The following is a 19,085-nucleotide window of genomic DNA, read 5'->3' on the forward strand; positions in this document are numbered from 1 at the left end:
CGGCAAAATGAAACGAATGCGACAACGGATTTTTGGTGCGCTGCTTGCTTTTGCTGTGGCGTTGTCTTTGATGCCTGCAACAGTGATGGCTGTTGACGTCAAGACATTCACCGATGTCAAAGAGGACAGCTGGTATTACGACTACGTCAAGTACGTGGCGGACAAGGAATACTTCCAGGGGACCAGCGCTGCTACCTTCTCCCCCGAGGTGACCATGACCCGCGCCATGTTTGTCACCGCGGTGTCCCGGGTGGCCGGTGAGACCGGTGACGCCACGGTATCGCCCTTTACTGATGTGCCTGCCAACACCTGGTACACCGCCGCGGTGGACTGGGCCGTGGAGAAGGGCATCGTAAACGGCATCGGCGGCAACAAGTTTAACCCCGAGCAGAAGATCACCCGCGAGGATATGTGCGCCGCCATGGCCCGGTTCATCAGCTATCTGGAGACCAGCCAGAAGAAGACCTTTAAGAAAACTGCGAATGCCATTGATTTCCCCGACGCAAATGAGATCAGCGCATACGCCAAGAACGCGGTGGAGAGCTGTGTGGCTTACGGCCTGGTGTACGGCACCGGCGACGGCAGCTTCAAACCCAAGGCCGACGCCAGCCGTGCGGAAGTGGCGGCCATGATCTACCGTCTGTCCCTGCTGACCACCGAGGGCCAGGTTCCCTCCGGCGGCGGCGGTGGCGGCGGCGGTGTGACTGCCACCAGCTACACCATCACCTTCATGGACGGCACCGAGACCCTCGGCACGGTGACCACTGCCAGCAACACCAGCACTGAGAAGACCTTTACCACCATGGCGGCTCCCACCTCCGAGGGTAAGGTTTTCGTGAACTGGAACGCCAAGGCGGACGGCACCGGCGATGCCTACGCTCCTTCCACCGAGTACACCGCCACCGGCGACATGACCCTGTATGCCCAGTGGATTGACGCCAAGGACTACATCGGCCAGTCTGTCAAGGCGGTCATGGATCAGATCAACGCCCAGTATGTGGACACCGGCAAGACCGACGCCAGCTATGCCAACAGCTCCGTGGAGATGGACCGGCTGGTGTTCAACAGCGTCAGAAACGGCGACGTCCGCACCCAGACCGTCAGCGGCAGCGCTGAGATTTCCCAGGACCTGGTGGTGGCGGTGATCGAGAAGGCCGCTACGTTTGCCTGCCAGATCCTGACCGATGACAAGCCCGCCCAGGACGAGGTCGAGAGCGCCATCGACGACATTGTGGACGAGATGGAATCCTATCTGGGCATCACCATTACCGACAAGACCCTGCAGGAGATCAAGGACCAGGTTTACGACAAGGTCGTCAGCATGGCCAAGCCCCTGTGGGCCAACTTCAAGGATGAGAACGGTGTGTACTACACCGGCGACGTGACCGTTTCCGCCGGCAGCGAGACCGTGACTGTCAAGGTCGACACCCAGACCACCCTGGTGGGCGGCCGCCGGGACGCCGTGAAGAAGATCGGCGTGGCCCTGGCCAAGGACCTGTATGCCGACCTGAAGAGCTACACCTCCTACACCAACAAGGTGGAGATGGCGGGTACTGTTACCTTCAAGTTCTCCGACAACGCCGCCCATGGTGCCGATACCAATCCGTATCCCCACACTTACCCCGTGACCCTGAAGGTGGTTCTGAACGGCGGCGAGCTGATCGAGTACAAATTCAACAGCCAGAGCTATGTGAAGCTGAACGTGACCGAGGCTGTCCAGGCTGAGTACGAGGAGCAGCTGGACGCGGTGGTGAAGGCCGCTCTGAGCAGTACCGCCGTGAAGGACGAGCTGGAGGGCCGGATCGACTCCACCGTGGAGAAGTTTACCGACAACCAGACCTTCCAGGACCTGACCTCCACCATGGTGACCATCGGTATGGCCGCCGACCAGGATCAGGCCGACAAGCTGTACATCAAGCCTGCCATGAGCACCTGGCAGAAGGCCAACATGGATCTGGACGACCTGGCCAACAGCCCCCTGTTCAAGATCTACTGGGAGCAGGACCCCAACGCCGCCTATGTGAACGACGCGGTGTATAAGCTGGTGGACGACGTGGCCCAGAAGGCCGGCGAGTACGTGCTGGGCCAGCTGGACGCGAAGCTGTCCGACTGGATGATGGATGCCCTGGGCAAGAGCGTCACTCCGGAGCATCTGCTGGAGACCCTGCAGGACAACACCATCAGCATTGAGTTTGCCAATATCGACAATGAGGCGGTTCTGAACTATGTTCTGGCCGTGGTCAGCGATCAGTGGCGCGCCGACGTTGGCGGCACTGCCATGAACTACACCGGCGCTGCCGCTCCCGCCATGCGGACCGAGGTGGATAAGCTGGTGCGGAACGCCCTGGAGGACACCAACTATTACACCTATCTGGAGAAGGCCCTGAAGCTGCAGAAGGTGGACACCATGAAGGATCTGCAGCTGGGCAACCTGGCCACCCTGCTGGATAAGCCCGGCTTCCAGAACGCCATTGCCGGCCGGGGCGACAGCCTGGTGAACCGGGTGACCAACCTGATCGGCCGCCTGCCCGCCGGTGCCTCCGTCACCATCAACGGCGTGACCCTGAACAAGGCGGCTCTGGCCGATATCCAGAACGCATCCACCACCGTGGAGGCCTGCCAGGCTCTGGCCGACCTGATCGGTCAGGACGGGCTGCGGACCCTCACCCTCAACAGCTTTGCCGGCGAGGGCATGGAGATCACGGTGCAGTACAATGCCCGTACCTTCACCTTCCACCTGGTGGTTGAAGTGGCATAATCATAGCAACTTTCCGAGCAAATGATCCCGAGATGACCTTCCGGATGCCGGGGGGCGGGTTCCCGCCCCCCGGGTCAGCCGGATCGGAGCATATGGGCCAAAGCCGGAGCGCTCCGACTTTGGCCCGTTTGTTCTGACCGGGGATTCCCAACCGCCCAAAGGAGGACAAGCCGTTGAACGAGAAACTGCTCAACTATCTGGTAAAACACGAATATCTGGATCAGGGGCAGGCCAACAAACTGTGGGAGGAGCAGCGGGCCACCCGCAAGTCGGTGCGTGAGCTGCTGCTGGAGCACGGTATCCTGCCGGAGGAACAGATCATAGAGGCGTTGTCCGCCATCTCCCACATCCCCACCGTGCGGCTGTATGAGAACCAGATCCCGCTGGAGGTACGGCAGCTGGTGCGGCCGGATCTGCTGCGGGAGTATGTGGTGATTCCATTTGCCTTCGACCCGGAGGACAGCGGTGTGCTGCGGGTCGCCATCAACGACCCGATGAACATGAAGGGCCGGGACGTGGTGTCCATCAGCAGCAAGTGCCGGGTGCGGCCCTATCTGGCCACCACGGCGGACATTCTGCTGTCCATCGACCGTTACTATGGTACGGAGGAGATCCAGGAGGCCGCCGAACAGTACACCCAGAGCACGGAGACGGACGCCTCGGTGGAGGAACAGCTGCTTCAGGAGGATGTGAATTCCTCCCCGGTGGTGGTGCTGGTCACCTCTCTGGTGGAGCAGGCGGTGCGTCAGCGGGCCTCCGACGTCCACATCGAGGCCGGGCCGGACCGGGTCCGGGTGCGGTTCCGGGTGGACGGCGTCCTGTATTCCACCGCCGCTTACGACCTGCGGCTGCTGCCTGCCATTGTGGCCCGTGTGAAGATCATCAGCGGCCTGGATATTTCGGAAAAGCGCAAGCCCCAGGACGGCCGCTTTTCCACTACCGTGGACCGGCGGGAGTACGATGTGCGCGTGTCCACCCTGCCCACGGTGTACGGCGAAAAGTGCGTGCTCCGGCTGGCCCAGAAGAAGGCCCTCAGCCGCAGCAAGCGGGTGCTGGGCCTCACCCCGGAGGACCTGGTCAAATTCGACCACATCCTGAAAAAGCCCAACGGCATCGTGCTGGTCACCGGCCCCACCGGCTCCGGCAAGTCCACCACGCTGTACACCGCCCTCAATGAGCTCAACAGCGACAAGGTGAATATCGTCACGGTAGAGGACCCTGTGGAGGCCAACATCGAGGGCATCAACCAGGTACAGGTCAATCCCAAGGCCGACCTGACCTTTGCCAACGCCCTGCGCTCCATCCTCCGCCAGGACCCGGACATCATCATGATCGGCGAGATCCGGGACGGCGAGACCGCCTCCATCGCCGTACAGGCCTCCATCACCGGCCACCTGGTGGTGAGCACCCTGCACACCAACGACACCGCCAGCAGCATCACCCGCCTGCTGGACATGGGTGTGGAGAGCTATCTGATCGCCGACGCCACGGTGGGCATCATCGCCCAGCGGCTGGTGCGGCGTTTGTGCCCCAACTGCAAGCGGACACGGCCCATTCTGGAGCACGAGGCGGAATATCTGGGCCTGCCCCGGGAGCAGTGGGCGTCCACCTCCCTCAGCGAGCCGGTAGGCTGCCGGCGCTGCGGCGGGACGGGCTATTTTGACCGCATCGGCGTTTATGAGGTCATGGAGATCACCACCGCCCTGCGCACCATGATCGCCCGGCGGCGCTCCACCGACGAGCTGCGGCAGGAGGCCATCCGGGAGGGAATGGTGACCATGCGGGACAATGCCCGCCGGCTGGTGCTGGAGGGGGTCACCTCCCTGAGCGAAATGCAGCGCATCAGCGTGGAGGACCAGAACGCGCAGGAGGAGCTTGCATGATTGACCTGGAATCGCTCATGGGGCGGGCGGCAGCCACCAACGCCTCCGATATCCACCTGACGGTGGGCCTTTCCCCGGTACTTCGGGTGGACGGTGAACTGCTGAATGAGGCGGGAGAGCCGCTGACAGAGCAGGACGTGGTCCAGGCGGCGGAGGAGCTGGCCACCCCCCAGCAGATCGAGAGCCTGCAAAAGGTGGGGGAGATCGACTTTGCCGTTACCTTCCACCAGCACATCCGCCTGCGGTGCAATATCTATCGCCAGTGCAGACATACCGCCATCGCCCTGCGTCTGCTGCCGCTGCGGGTCCCCACGGCGGAGGAGCTGGATCTGCCCCGGATCATCGTGGAGCAGGCGGAAAAGCCCCGGGGGCTGGTGCTCATTACCGGCCCCACCGGCTCGGGCAAAAGCTCCACTCTGGCGGCCCTGCTGGACCACATCAACCACACGGCCCGGCGGCACATCATTACCCTGGAAAACCCCATTGAGTATATCCACCAGCGGGACCGCTGCGTGATCAACCAGCGGGAGGTGGGGGTGGATACCGGCAGCTTCGCCGCCGGCCTCCGGGCCGCCCTGCGGCAGGACCCAGACGTGATCCTGGTGGGCGAGATGCGGGATCTGGAGACCATCTCCACCGCCATCACCGCCGCCGAGACCGGCCACCTGGTGTTCGGCACCCTCCACACCAAGGGGGCGGCCAACACGGTGGACCGTATCGTGGACGTCTTTCCCGCCAGCCAGCAGGAGCAGGTACGCATCCAGCTGGCCGACGTGCTGGAATGCGCCATCGGCCAGACGCTGCTGCCCCGGATCGGCGACGGCCGCCGGGCGGCCTTTGAGGTCATGGTGGGCACCCCTGCGGTGCGCAGCCTGATCCGGCAGAACAAGTCCTTCCAGATCGCCAGCACCATGCAGACGGGCAAGGGAATGGGCATGATCCTGCTGGACGACGCCCTGGCGGAGCTGGTCCGCTCCGGAGAGGTGTCCCTGGAGGCGGCCTCCGCGGCCGCCAATGATCCCCGGATCCTGCAGCGTATCCGTTGATTCTTTCCATAGGGAGGCAGCGCAACAATGCCCTCATTCAGCTATATCGCCATCAGCCAGACGGGCCGGCGGGTCAAGGATTCCGTGGAGGCCTCGTCGCTGGACATGGCAAAGGCCTCCCTCCGGGGAGCCGGTTATACCATCCTGGAAATCAGGGAGCTCAACGCCCTGAACCGGGACATCGAGCTGCCCTTCCTGGGCAACCCCAAGCCCAAGGATATGGCGGTGTTCTGCCGGCAGTTCCTCTCCATCCTGCGGGCGGGCGTGCCGATCTCCACTGTGCTGTCCATGCTGGGCCAGCAGACGGAAAACAAGAAACTGGCCGCCGCCATCCGGGAGATGCAGGCGGACATTGAGAAGGGCGCCACCCTGGCGGGCGCCATGCGGAAGCACCGGCGGATCTTTCCCAACATGCTGGTGAACATGGTGGCCGCCGGTGAGGAATCGGGCAACCTGGAGGAATCCTTCCGGCAGATGGAGGCCTACTTCGTCAAATCCAAGCGGACCCGGGCCGCGGTGGGCAAGGTGATGATCTACCCCTGTATCTTGGTGGTGGTCATGATCATCGTGCTCATCGTGATGATGACCAAGATCATTCCCCAGTTCCTCCAGACCTTTACCGAAATGGACGTGGAGCTGCCCGCCCTGACCAGGGGCGTGATGGCGGTGAGCGACTGGTTCGTGGACTGGTGGTGGCTGCTGCTGGCGGTGCTGGCGGCGCTGGTGATCGGCGGGATCTTGTTCAACAGGACCTCAAAAGGCAGGCACTTTTTCGGACTGCTGGCCCGGAAGCTGCCGGTGGTGGGACGGCTCACCGTCCGGTCGGCCTGCGCCACCTTCTGCCGCACCATGTCCCTGCTGCTGGCCTCCGGCCTGACCCTGACCGACGCGCTGGAGCTGGCCGCCCGGAATATGAAGAACATCTACTACGAGGAGGGCGTGCGGTCGGTCCGCACCATGGTGACCCAGGGCATCCCCCTCAACGTGGGCCTGACCGACACCGGCCTCTTTCCCCCCATGGTGTGCAACATGACGGGCATCGGCGAGGAGAGCGGCGACCTGCAGGACATGATGGAAAAGGTGGCCGACTACTATGACGAGGAGGTCCAGGACGCCACCCAGAAGCTGCTGGCCCTGATGGAGCCCGCCATCATCCTGTTCATGGCGGTGTTCGTCATCATCATCGTGCTGTCCATCTTCCTGCCCATGCTCAGCATGACCCACGCCTACGACCAATACCTGTAATTTGGTATATTATCGCCCCTGCCGGAACACGGATAGGCGAACTTCCGGCGGCGGCGGCAATATAGATGAAACATTGACAGATGAGAGAAAGGATCTGATCCCCATGAAGAAGTTCAGACAGAAAATGGCGGAAAAGGCCGGCTTCACTCTGGTTGAGCTGATCGTTGTCATCGCCATCCTGGGCATCCTGGCCGCCGTGGCGGTGCCGACCTATACCGGATACATCAAGAAAGCAAATGACGCCAAAGTGCTCTCTGAACTGTCCACGCTGGTGACAGTAGCGCAGAGTGTAGCAACTGAGGATGGTGCGAACGTCACTAAGATTGTGGTCAGTAGCGATGGTGTCATTACTGTTACCACCACTGGCGGCCCTACTGGCTATAACTTGGATGAAGGCGATCTGTCAACTTATGCAAACAACATTACCAGCGGTAAAATCAACAATTGGGATAAAACTACTGACAACTCTAGTTTTGACGGAAAGACGGCTACTTGGGAAAGTACAACCCTTGAGTGGAAAGCATCCTAAGTACATTCTTAGATCTGTATGCTTCCCCGCCTGGGTCCTATCACCCGGGCGGGGACCCCTAAAATTTTTCCGAAAGGAGCTTTTCCATGCTTCAGGCCATGACCCTCATCTTCCTGACCCTGGCGGGCCTGTGCGTGGGCAGCTTCTGCAACGTATTGATCTACCGGATCCCCAAGGGGGAGGAATTTGTGCGCACCCCCTCCCACTGCATGACCTGCGGCCGCAGGCTGCGCTGGTACGAGCTGATCCCGCTGGCGAGCTGGCTGCTCCAGGGCGGCAAATGCCGGGGCTGCGGCGTGAAGCTGTCCGCCCAATACCCCGTGATCGAGGCCATCAACGGCGGCATGTGGCTGCTCACCGGCCTGCTGTTCTGGGGGGACTGGCTGCGCCTGGGCCTGTACTGCGCCCTGTGTTCCCTGCTGCTGGTGCTGGCGGTCATCGACTGGCGCACCTTTGAGATCCCCAACGGCCTGAATCTGGTCATCGCCCTGCTGGGCGCGGTCCAGCTGGCGGGCGATCCGGCGAACTGGCCCCTCTATGTCATCGGGGGCTGTTCGGTGAGCCTGCTGTTCCTGCTGCTGTGGTTCCTGACCGGCGGCAAGGGCCTGGGCCTGGGAGACGTGAAGCTGATGGCGGCGGCCGGTTTGCTGCTGGGCTGGCCCAGGATTTTGCTGGCCATGCTGATCGGCAGCCTGACGGGCACGGTGATCCACACCGTGCGTATGAAAAGAGGAGCGGGGCGGAAGCTGGCCTTCGGCCCCTATCTGGCATTTGGCATCTGGGTCTCCGCGCTGGCGGGCGAGGGGATCATTTCGGCCTATCTGGGCCTGTTCGGACTATAGAGAGACTGGCCGTGGGGCTGGCAGAACCATTCGCACCGGCGGATGGCTGTGCCATCTCCACAGCAAGAGGAAGGAGAGCGACATGAGCAATGGAAAGCGACCGGGGCGGGCCCTGGTAATCCAGCTGAACAGTAAGACCCTCCGGGTGGCTCTGGCGGCTCCTGGAGCGGATGCCCAGCATCCGCTCCAGGCCTGCGCATCGGCGCCGCTGCCGGAAGGGGCGGTGGAGGACGGCTTTATCAGGGACCCGGAGGCGGTGCAGGCGGCGCTGAAAACCCTGCTGGAAGCCCCGGAGTTCAAGCGGACCCGGCGGGCGGTGGTCACACTGTGCTCCACCCAGATCATCTCCGAGGTGGCTACCGTTCCGGTGACCCCGCCCCGGCAGCTGGGCAAGCTGCTTGCCGCCAACATGGACCTGTATTTCCCCGTGGCGGTGGAGGAGTACCACATGGTGTGGACGCCGGTGGGCCCCGTCACCGATGAGGAGGGCAACGAGCAGCTGTCCGTCCAGCTGTGGGCGGTGCCGGTGGCTCTGCTGGCCCAATATTATGCCCTGGTCAACGGCTGCGGCCTCTCTGTGGCGGCGGTGGACTACTGCGGCGCCAGCCTGGCGGCGGCCATCGGTGTGGGCTATGCCGTGCCCCGCCGCAGGGCCGAGACATCCGCGAAGCACGCCGCCGGGGGGCGCCGGCTTCAGAAAAACAAGGAGCAGCTCCAGCAGCTGGCGGCCCCGGGCGGCGAGAGCGGCCGGGGCGGCACGGCGGCGGCCGTGCTGGCGCCGGAGGAACCGGAGCAGTCCGGGGGGGAGGCCGCGCTCTATCTGATGGCCGAGCCGGAGCACCTGCTGATGACCTTTGTGCAGGACGGACAGGTGAAGCTGCAGCGGCTTCTGCTCCGGGGGAGCGGCGCCGACGAGATGAACGAGGCCCAAATGGTGCTGGAGTATTTCGACGCCCGGGAGGGCGGACGGGGCACCGTGACGGAGGCCTTCCTGTGCGGCACCCTGGCCGCCGACGACCTCTATGCCGGAAATCTCGGCCTGGCCCTTTCCCTGCCCATGCAGATCTGGCAGTGTACCCGGGGCCCGGAGTGGTGCCTGTGTCTGGGCGCGGCCCGGGGACGGCTGGACTTCGGTATGCCGGAGCTGAACCGGGTCAAGGGCGCCGGTGGGCAGCTGGATCAGATCTGGCAGTATGCCCTGGTGCTGGGCGGTGGCGTGATCCTCACCGCCTCCCTGCTGCTCACCTTCGGCTCCCGGGCTCTGTGGAGCTCTGAGCTGGCCGGGCTGGAATCCACCCGCAGCTCGCTCCAGACCCAGCTCAGCCAGGCGGGGACCAGCGCGGCCGACTACCAGACCTATAGCCAGCTTTACGACGATTACAGCCAGGACTGGGACACCCTGTTCCAGGCCCTGCGTACATACAACAACAATCTGGTGCTGATGCTGGAGGAGCTGGAGAACATCCTGCCCACCAATACCAGCGTCACCGACATCGGCATCGCCAACGAGGGCGTGGCCCTCCAGTTCGCCTGCGCGGACAAGGAGGAGGCGGCCTATCTGCTCACCGCCCTGCGGAAGCTGCAGTACGCCGACCTGGGCCAGGTGTCCGGCATCAGCATCGGGCCGGCCAACGCGGTGACGGCGGCCTCCATGCTCCCCTCCCTGGAGGAGTACCAGCAGACTTTGGCTCAGGAGCAGCAGGGTGAGGACGGGACGGAGCAGACCGATTCCGCTCAGACCGACCCCGCCCAGACGGAGGGGCTCCAGGCCGCAGGAACGGAGGCTCCCCCCACCGAGGGCAGCGCCCTGGACCTGGGGGAGCTCCAGGACCTGTTTGAGCAGGCATCCCAGGAATCCGGCTCCACGGACTACGCCGACCTGCTGCAATACGCCCTGGATAACGGCCTGATCACCCGGGAGGAGCTGCTGGCCACCCTGGAGAACCTGACTCCCGAGCAGCTGGAGGCACTGGAGGAGGCTTACGGCAATCCCCCCTCCACCAGCTACACCCTGGACCAGCTGCTGGCCAAGGCCACTTTTGCCCAGCGCAAGGCGGCCCTGGAGAATATGCTGAACAACGACCCCATCGCCCTGTACCGCTTCTGGCTGGTATTCAAGGAGGACGTGGACCGGCCGGTGGGAACGGAGATCCTCTATGGATATATCGCCGACGATCTGTGGGACAGCTCTCTGATGGACGTGGTCCTCGCCCAGGGCGACGCGGACCTGGATACCGTAATGCCGGAGCTGCTGAAGATTCTCACCAAGGACGAGGAGACCCTGGCGGCCACCGAGCGGCTGATGCGCACCGATCCGGCGCTGGAAAAGCGGTATGCCTACTACCTGGCGGTAGAGATGAAGATGCAGGAGCCCGATCCCGATGCGGGCTCCCTGGACGAGGACAAGCTGCTGGACGACCTGATCCACGGCAATGTGCCGGACACGCCCAACAAGGACAAGGTGGAGGAGGTCTTTGACTCCATCCGGAACGATATGATGCCTGGCGGCTCCGGCGGCGGCCTGCTGAGCCAGGAGCTGCTGCAGCAGTATTTGGAGCAGATGATCAACGACAAGATCGGGGCATCGGACCAGGCCATCCAGGAGTATCTGGAGCAGTATCTGAACCAGCTCGTCCCCGGCCAGACAGGTACGGGGACTGGCGGACTGGAGGACCTGCTGAACCAGTGGCTGCCCACCCTGCCCGGCGGCACCGGGACGGGCACCGGCGCCGGGACGGGCGCCGGTCAGACCACCGATCCGGACGACAAGCGGATCTATTTCACCGTAACGCTGGAGTACAAGCAGGCGCTGATCGACGCCGAGCTGGAGCGCAAGGGCCTGTCCAATGAGGCCAAAGTGGAGAAGCTGGAGGTGGCGCCGTGAGTACGCTTGCAAAATACTGGAAAATTGTGCTGGCGCTGATACTGGCGGTGATTGCCCTCCTGGTGGTGCTGCTGGTGTATCTGCCCGGCAGGGCGGAGTACGAGATGCAGAAGCTGACGCTGGATGGCAACATCTCGGTGCTCCAGGCCAGCCTGACAGAGGCTCTGAAGTACCCCGCCGACCTGGAGGAGGACATCCAGACGGCCACGCAGGAGATCGAGGACAGCCGTCTGGAGCTGTACCAGCACTTTCCCTCCCAGATGAAGGAGGAGGACCAGCTCATCTACCTGCTGGGCCTGGAAGACGCCTTCGGCACGGACGACAGCGGCGAGCTGGGCTACAGCCAGGACCTGCACCAGATCTTTCTGGACAAGTTCGGCGTGGACATCACCTATTCCTTTGGTACCGACACCCCGCTGCTGACCCTGAGCGACGGGGCCATCCTGAGCGGGCAGACCATCACGGTCTACTTCTCCGGCCCCTATGACCGGGTGAAGGAGATGATCCGCTATCTGGGCACGGAGGAGGTGCCTCTCACCTCCATCCAGTACGCCAGCCTGTACTGGAGCGACGACGCGGTGACCGGCACCTTCACCCTGCTGAACTACCTGCTGGACTCCGACCTGCTGGAGTACCACATCCCGGTGGTGGATATGCCGGACACCGGCAAGAGCAACATCTTTGACTAATAAGAAGGTGCACCATGAAGCGGACAACGGGAACGGCGGGCTTCTCCCTCATTGAGGTGCTGGCCGCCATCACCATCCTGGGGCTGGTGACCGCGCCTCTGTGCGGGGCGCTGGTGCTGGCCGCCCGGCTGAGCCAGCGCAGCGACGCCCTGCTCCAGGCCAGGCTCCAGGTCACCAGTGCCGTGGAGACCCTGATGGCAAGCGGGATCGCGGAGGACGCTGATTTCAGCGCCCTCTCCGGGGTCACAGTGACCGCGGAACAGCCTGCGGAGGGTGATCCGGACTATTCAGCCTATCCGGCCTACGAGGTTACCGTGACCAGCACCGCCGAACCTGACGTGTCCGTGACCACCTGGATCCGCCCGGCGGCGTCCGACCCGGAAGGGGGGGACGCCCCGTGAAAAAGGGAACGGAGGGCTATGTCCTCATCTATGTGCTGGTGGTGGTGGTCCTGCTGAGCCTGGCCTGCACGGCCATCTGCGGCTTTGCCCTCAGCGGGGTCAGGACCCAGTGGAACGCGCTGGAAAACGACCGGCAGCGCTACGCCGCCGAGGGCGTGGTGGAGCAGGCGGCGGCCCGGCTGCTGGATAACTCCGCCGCCGTGAGCTGGAGCGGTGACGGCTTGGACAGCATGGGTGCTGTATGGACCAGCCTGGAAAATCAGTACAGTGCCTTGATCCAGTCCATGGAGGAACCGGATAGTGCTGTGACCGGCCTTACGGTGGTCCAGAAGAAAGATGATGTGCTGTCTCCCGATGATCGCTGGGAGGAGGTTGAGGAAGCTCCGGGGGAATATACCGGAAGCTTTGTGACGAAGATTCAGACCGGGGAGGATGATCAGCAAGTCAGCGCCGCGCTGCGGATGACCCTGATTGTGAAGATTACCTCACGGACCGTGGAGGAAGAAGGCCCTGAGGACCCGGACACCGGGCTGCCGACCATTGTTACATCTACGGTATACGACTACACGGTGACCTCCGCCCAGCTGTCCTATGACGACTACCAGGTGCAGGCGGCGGAGCCGGAGGGAGGGGGAGGCCTATGAGAAGGCATCAGGAGGGCTTCACCCTGCTGGAGCTGGTGGTGGTGATGCTGTGTACCACCCTGGTGATCGGGGCGGCCATGACGGTGCTGCTCACCGGCCTGCGGATCGAGCGGAACACACAGGACGGCCTGAGCGTCCAGCAGACGGCCCACATGGTACTCACCCTGGTGGAGCGGCTCACCGACGACGGCAAGGTCAACAGCGTGAAGACGGTGGGCGACCAGGATTGGATGCTGCTGGATGAGGACAACACGGCATTGTTGTCCTATAACGCCGGGTCAGGCACCCTGACTACCGCCGGCGGCGCGGTGCTGATGGAGGACGTCTCCTCCGCCACGGCGGAGCTGTCCGAGGAGAAGCTGCTCACCGTCGCCCTGGAGACGGGGGGCGAGAGCTATGCGGCCAGCAGCCTGTGCCGCACGGCGGTGACCCAGAGCGCGGTCAACCAGGACGCCCTGCTGGACCAGGTGAAGCTGACCACCGGCGACGAGCCGGGCCGGGCGGCCCTGCTGCTCACCCTGGCTACCCAGTACGGCAGCCAGGGCCAGATCCTGGAGCGAGGCCCGGAAGATCCATACCTCTATTTTTCCGAGTGGTATATCGGCGGCTGTGACGGACATCCCGGCTGGAACCAGGATACCCCCTGGTGCGCCTGCTTTCTGTCCTGGGGGCTGGACAAGATCCAGCAGGAGGCGGAGAAGGATGGTAAGTCCTATCTGAACGAGGTCCCCAGATTTGCGGATGTGGATGAAGGCAAGGCCTGGTTTGAAGCAAGAGGCCGCTGGATGGGCCGGACGGATGGATATACGCCGATCCCCGGCGACCTGGTGTTCTTTGACTGGAGCGGCGGAGACGACCCGGCCCATGTAGGCGCGGTCTTTTACGTGGACGAGGCCAACGGGGTGTTCTACACCATTGAGGGCAACAGCGGCGGCAGGGTCCGCCTGCATGTCTACCCGTTGGGAAGCAGCCTGATCGTGGGCTACGGCATTTTGGACTGGAAATCAACGGAACAACCGACAGAGCCGTGAAGATAGACAGAACAATGAGGAGGAAACGAACATGAAGAGAAGTAAGCTGAGGGAAAACGGCGGCTTCACTCTGGTGGAGCTGATCGTGGTCATTGCCATCCTGGGCATTCTGGCCGGCGTGGGCGGCGTGGCCTACGCGGGGTATGTCCAGAAGGCAAACCAGGCTGTGGACGAGACGCTGTATAAGGATATTATTTATGCTGGAGCGCTGGGCAGTTACCAGGATCCTGGCGTTACCGGTATTGTGACGGTTACCACCACTGGTTCCACCGCAGGCGGTGCAAATCCTGAGGTTATTGACCAGTGGATGACCGATGCTTTTGGTTCTGATTGGGAACATACTGTGAAGTACCGCACGGATGCGTATGCAAACAGTTCTGTTTATGGCACCATTAAGCTGCCGGGGCAAATCATTGAATTGACAGAAGAGCAGAAGCAGATGGTGCAGGACTACATCCAGTCCAATTTCTATGGGAACGAGGAAGAATTGCTTCAGTCGGTGGGAGATCTAACCGGTATGTTCAGCAGCTGGCTGGCCGGTGGCAATAGTTTGGCAGGTTTTATAGACGACTACGATGCATTTAAAAGCACATATGGTCTAACCGATGCTTCCACTCCGGAAGAAGTGGCGAATGCAGTAGTACTGTATGTGGCCTCCAAGGCGTCTGGAATGGATTCTAATGCGATTCTTAATGAAGTACAGAGAGGAAATATAGCAAACGTGATGTCCGAATACGGTGAACTGCCGTCTGCTGCACTGATCTATGGTGTTATGACCGGATATGCCAACTCGAAGTATGCCAGTGAGAGCTTTAAAACGGAGTATGCTAAAAAGCCGGAAAGCATCAGCGATGTCTTGACTTTGTTTGAAAAGATGAAAGATGACTCTGGCATGAACGAGTATATGAGCGGTACATCGGAAAAGAATGTTCTTTCTGATATGAATGGCTATTTAGGTGCTTTACAGCTAGTAAATGATAATGCTGATAAGTTTGATATTACAGACCCTAATGCGTTCAACAACGATACAACTCTGGCGTTGCTTCAAGCCATCCTGGCAAACGGATCTAAGTAAAGACAGATATGCCCCCTCCGAAATATCTGTTGCGGAGTGCTCATAGCAGCTATGATACCCTAGTAATTACTTTGGAGGAAGCATAGATGGAAACCCTGCTGATGATCTTTAAAACCTATACGGTCCCAATACTCGCGGTCAGCTGCATTCCATTGGTGGGTGTGCTCCTTTGGCTCTTGCGGGACCGGCTTCAACTTACACTACGGCGCGTTGCTGTTTTATCGGTGGCTTTTGTCGCAACAGGATTTATTTCAATCATCGTGTTTGGAGTCATCCATGATATCGCATATTTCCCGCGGTGGACATTTCAGCATCAGGGCTTGATTTTCTTTATGCCACTTTGGTTTCTGGTTGCAGCAAAGTGGCTAAAAAAGGATTGGCGAGATGTATTTGATGTGTTTGCGGTGGTCATGCCTTTTGTAGTGGCGGGGGTTCGGCTCTACTGCATTGCAAAAGGATGCTGTTATGGGTTGCCACTGTTTCACAGTGAGGTGTTACGCTGGCCTGTAAGGGAGATTACATGTATCCTGAACGTTGCAATAGGAATTATCTTTTATCTTTGGATCAGAAAAGTCCGTATCCGTGGAACCATGCTTCCAACATATTTTATGCTCTACTCAGTTATCCGTTTTACTGAGGTCATGATGTGGGGCAACCGGTATCGGGACTATTTATTTGAGGATCGAGGGCTGGCATTATTTTCCTTTGTCTTGGGGCTGGGCCTCTACTGGGAGTTAAAGGACAGAGCAAAAAAAGCAACCGGCAGATTATAAAAAAAGATAGAAAAAATTTGGCAGAGGGGTGAATAGTTTTGCTGAAAAGTCTGTTGAAGCGTTATCTGTCGCTCACATTGGCCTTATTAGTACCGCTTATGATACTGACGGTGGTAGCGTTTGCGGCCACCACGACGGGGAGTGGGAACGGAACAATTGCTGAGAATCTATTGGATTATAGCTATACGTGGACCTTGGTTGGAGATGAAGGGCAGGCATTGTCTACCAAGTTGGATCCAGCCGGTGAGACTGACACTTGCACAGGTACGGTCACGTCTGCTCCGGCTGCTGCAGGCGGTAATGATGTAACAATGACGGCCAGGACATCCGCGTTTTACACAGAGGGGGAGGGCTGTGACGCTAAAAACTATTATGCGGCATCAATGACCTTAATTGTGACTATTAAAAACACTTCGAATTCTGCACTTAAACTTACTGCATTGTCAAATTCGGAGCCTTCTGCAATCATATCGGCGCATCAGGGGGATGTGATTGGGGTTGGCGGAAGCTTTATAGTCAAAATCCAAGCAAACCGAACAGCAGAAGATAGTGAAACATCTTCTGCAATAACCAATGTACTGACGATTAAAACTGAAGAAGTAAATGTGGCAGAGCTAACGGCTGTTCCCTCTATGTATGCTGGCTATACGTTTACAACAACAGATGGAGAAAAGATAGTAGTTGACAAAAATGCCAGCTCGGCAGTGACCAAAGAGTACAGTGTAATGACCGAAATAACTTTGGCGCTGACAGATGACCTGCCGGAAGGCTATGAGTTGTACGGCTGGCGGCTTTCAACGGGCGAAATTCTGAACGGAAACGTGTTGACGTTAAAAGGCCCAACAATTCTTTATCCGCTTATTTTGCCTGCTGGCCAGGAACTGACATCAAATACTTCAGGACATTTCCAAGTGGGAAGCACGTATTATCAGTATTGGGAAGACGCAATGCTTGCCGCGGATATGGGGACGGATAAAATTGTAAAATTGGCACAAGATTATACTTTGCCAGGAACGCTTCTGGATAGTGCTGTAATCCCAGGCTATGGTGGGCAATATGTCAAGCCTACTGAGGACGGCGGTGTAAATTATATCGTTCCGATGGATGTTACACTGTTGATCCCATTTGATGAGGCCGGTACCTGCTATACCAAAACACCGGAAACGATATATGGTTCTCATCCAAGTCCCAGTCCGTATCGAACGCTGACAATGGCCGACGGCACCTCCATTACGGTAGAAGCTGACAGTGCGATCAGTGTCAGCGCCCAGGTTAGCTCTGTGGGACAGAACGCTGACTCTTGGAACGGAACGCCTGCCGGCCCCTATGGCAAAATTATGATGGAGGAGAACAGTAAGATTACGTTGGAATCCAACTCAAATCTGTACGCGTGGGGTTATATTGCGGGTGACGGTACAGTTGTGGCAACTCCCGGATCGACTGTCTATGAGTGTTTCCAAATCCGGAACTGGCGTGGAGGTAGCGCTACACTATCTATGGCTAGTGCGGAGCAAAGAGTTTTCCCTGTATCCCAGTATTATGTACAGAATGTTGAGGCAAAACTTCAGATGGAAGCAGGGTCTTCTGAAGTGGTATTTGCGGCTCCTAATATGTCGGGATCCTCGTGGCCTGCCAGTGCTACCTTTATTGGTGACGGTGGCATGTTCGATAACAGCGGTACAATTACAAAGCAATATATTCCTGAGACCGATCAACTGCAGATCGACGTGACGGGGGATATTTCCATTGCGCCCATTACGTTGGATTTGGGCGTGGCGACCTTGGCGTCTGGCGATTTTGTATTGCCTGTGAACAGTAATATTGTCATTCACCTGAAGAGCGGTACCGCTTCCATAAAGCAGGATCTGGCGCTTTTGCCGGGGGCGGAATTGAAAATTGACCAGGGGGCAGTTTTGAACATCGAAAAAGATAAAAATATCTTTGTATACGATCAAGATCAATGGGATCAAAATTATGCCACTGCAACAACAAAACTGGTCGTGGTGGGCTATTCTACTGTGAATGGCAGCACGACAAAAAGGACAGAGGCTGACCTTATAGATGTAACAGTGGATGTAAACGGGACAGTCATAGCAAATGGCGGTTTTTATACCACGGCAGGCGGCGCGAACATCATTAGCAGTGAGAATACCGGAAAGATCGTATTCAATAATGCGAGTACGAATGTGCTTACCTATCAGGCTACACAAAGTGGCACCAGCATGACATACCATGATATTCCGGTTACCTCCGCCGAGCTGCACAACGGGGAGCGGTATGCTGGTACGGCATATGAATACACCGAGACCGCAGGGGCCACAGGCGGAACCGCCTATTCTTACTGCGCAGAGTGTGATAAGTGGTACACTGGCGCCCATAGTCATGCAGCCCAAATCGTCAACGGCGCTAAAGCCGGCGCATACGAGACCCTGGCAGAGGCATTGACGCTCTATGACGCTGGTACCAAGTCTGAAAATGCGGCGGATGACAAAGGCTTGCCCTACATCCAACTGCTGGCGGATTCCACCGAGCCCGGATTTGCCATCGACAAAGACTTGTACCTGGACCTGAACGGCCACACGGTTACCCTGACCAGTGAGCTGACCATCAACGAGGGCGCCACCCTCTACGGTATGGACAGTACCACGGATGGATATGAGTACGGCGAAACTTATGGCAGGATCAAGGGCTATGTGAGCGGCAAGGTGGCGGTGGCCCATGAGACTTACCGGCTTGCCGGCGGCAAAGTCCGCCGCTATGTGTCCTACCAGAATGAAAATGAGCTGTCCTTCCACCGGTACAACATGTCGGTGACCAGCTACGAGTTCCACTTCCGGGCCAACGGTCAGTGCGACATGGACTTTGGTGCCACCTTCCGGGGCAGCTCCACTGTGGTGCAGCTGCTGAAGGATATGGGCTTTAAGGTGGTAGAAAGTAATATAGTTCGACCGGGCTGGTGGAGCGAGCAGTATCCTAATAGATCTGCAAGCCAGGAGATCGGGGAATATCCGGACCGCAGTGAGGAGAACCCGTACATTCTGCGCGGTACCCTCATCAATATCGGCGCAGATCAGCCTTCGGAATTCACCAAGTATTACGACATCTATGCCCTGCTGAAGTTCCAGGATAATACGGTAGTTGAGAGCGTGCCCAGAAATCTGAACTACCTGTGGGCGCTGAAACAGTATTACAACAGTAGTGATGCTACTGAGGACGAGAAAGCGGTCATTGACGCCTTCCTGGAGAAAAACGGCCTTCAGACCGCCTGGAATTCTATCAACTGAG

At 59.4% G+C, this 19,085-nt stretch carries 14 protein-coding genes; all 14 read left to right on the top strand.

Translation table 11 applies throughout. The annotated features are described in order from the left end of the window. The first annotated feature begins 7 nt into the window (after positions 1 to 7). The 14 genes from E0E41_RS15965 (at position 8) to E0E41_RS16030 (ending at position 19,084) form a co-directional block, all read left to right on the top strand. The gene (locus tag E0E41_RS15965; protein ID WP_130870897.1) at positions 8 to 2,758 is read left to right on the top strand and encodes an S-layer homology domain-containing protein; all 2,751 of its coding nucleotides are present in this window, start codon (positions 8 to 10) and stop codon (positions 2,756 to 2,758) included. A 173-nt stretch (positions 2,759 to 2,931) separates the two neighbouring features. Continuing rightward, the gene (locus tag E0E41_RS15970; RefSeq protein ID WP_130870898.1) at positions 2,932 to 4,641 is read left to right on the top strand and encodes a GspE/PulE family protein; all 1,710 of its coding nucleotides are present in this window, start codon (positions 2,932 to 2,934) and stop codon (positions 4,639 to 4,641) included. Beyond that, positions 4,638 to 5,687: a type IV pilus twitching motility protein PilT gene (locus tag E0E41_RS15975; RefSeq protein WP_130870899.1), complete on the top strand. Its 1,050-nt coding sequence runs from the start codon at positions 4,638 to 4,640 to the stop codon at positions 5,685 to 5,687. Before E0E41_RS15970 ends, E0E41_RS15975 begins: the two co-directional genes overlap by 4 nt. Before the next feature lie 27 nt (positions 5,688 to 5,714). Then, positions 5,715 to 6,932, top strand: coding sequence for a type II secretion system F family protein (locus E0E41_RS15980; RefSeq protein WP_130870900.1), 1,218 nt, complete (start codon positions 5,715 to 5,717; stop codon positions 6,930 to 6,932). 103 nt (positions 6,933 to 7,035) lie between these two features. After that, entirely contained in the window at positions 7,036 to 7,461 is a 426-nt protein-coding gene (locus E0E41_RS15985) for a type IV pilin protein (RefSeq protein WP_130870901.1), read from the top strand. Positions 7,462 to 7,547: 86 nt separating this feature from the next. Further along, positions 7,548 to 8,303: a prepilin peptidase gene (locus tag E0E41_RS15990; RefSeq protein ID WP_130870902.1), complete on the top strand. Its 756-nt coding sequence runs from the start codon at positions 7,548 to 7,550 to the stop codon at positions 8,301 to 8,303. A gap of 82 nt (positions 8,304 to 8,385) precedes the next feature. Beyond that, a complete protein-coding gene (locus tag E0E41_RS15995) occupies positions 8,386 to 11,187 on the top strand; it encodes a hypothetical protein (RefSeq protein ID WP_130870903.1) in 2,802 nt (933 codons plus the stop codon). Beyond that, complete coding sequence (locus E0E41_RS16000) at positions 11,184 to 11,876, top strand: hypothetical protein (protein ID WP_130870904.1); 693 nt, start codon at positions 11,184 to 11,186, stop codon at positions 11,874 to 11,876. Before E0E41_RS15995 ends, E0E41_RS16000 begins: the two co-directional genes overlap by 4 nt. A 14-nt stretch (positions 11,877 to 11,890) precedes the next feature. Then, a complete protein-coding gene (locus E0E41_RS16005; RefSeq protein ID WP_130870905.1) occupies positions 11,891 to 12,277 on the top strand; it encodes a type IV pilus modification PilV family protein in 387 nt (128 codons plus the stop codon). Continuing rightward, entirely contained in the window at positions 12,274 to 12,921 is a 648-nt protein-coding gene (locus E0E41_RS16010) for a hypothetical protein (RefSeq protein ID WP_130870906.1), read from the top strand. The genes E0E41_RS16005 and E0E41_RS16010 overlap by 4 nt, the downstream gene beginning before the upstream one ends. Further along, entirely contained in the window at positions 12,918 to 13,952 is a 1,035-nt protein-coding gene (locus tag E0E41_RS16015; RefSeq protein WP_130870907.1) for a CHAP domain-containing protein, read from the top strand. Before E0E41_RS16010 ends, E0E41_RS16015 begins: the two co-directional genes overlap by 4 nt. A gap of 31 nt (positions 13,953 to 13,983) precedes the next feature. Next, entirely contained in the window at positions 13,984 to 15,027 is a 1,044-nt protein-coding gene (locus tag E0E41_RS16020) for a type IV pilin protein (protein ID WP_130870908.1), read from the top strand. Positions 15,028 to 15,113: 86 nt separating this feature from the next. Further along, a complete protein-coding gene (locus E0E41_RS16025) occupies positions 15,114 to 15,800 on the top strand; it encodes a prolipoprotein diacylglyceryl transferase family protein (protein WP_130870909.1) in 687 nt (228 codons plus the stop codon). 38 nt (positions 15,801 to 15,838) lie between these two features. After that, entirely contained in the window at positions 15,839 to 19,084 is a 3,246-nt protein-coding gene (locus E0E41_RS16030; protein ID WP_130870910.1) for a hypothetical protein, read from the top strand. Position 19,085: the final 1 nt, after the last annotated feature.

The sequence above is a fragment of the Intestinimonas massiliensis (ex Afouda et al. 2020) genome (genome assembly GCF_900626285.1).
Taxonomy (GTDB): Bacteria; Bacillota; Clostridia; order Oscillospirales; family Oscillospiraceae; genus Flavonifractor; species Flavonifractor massiliensis_A.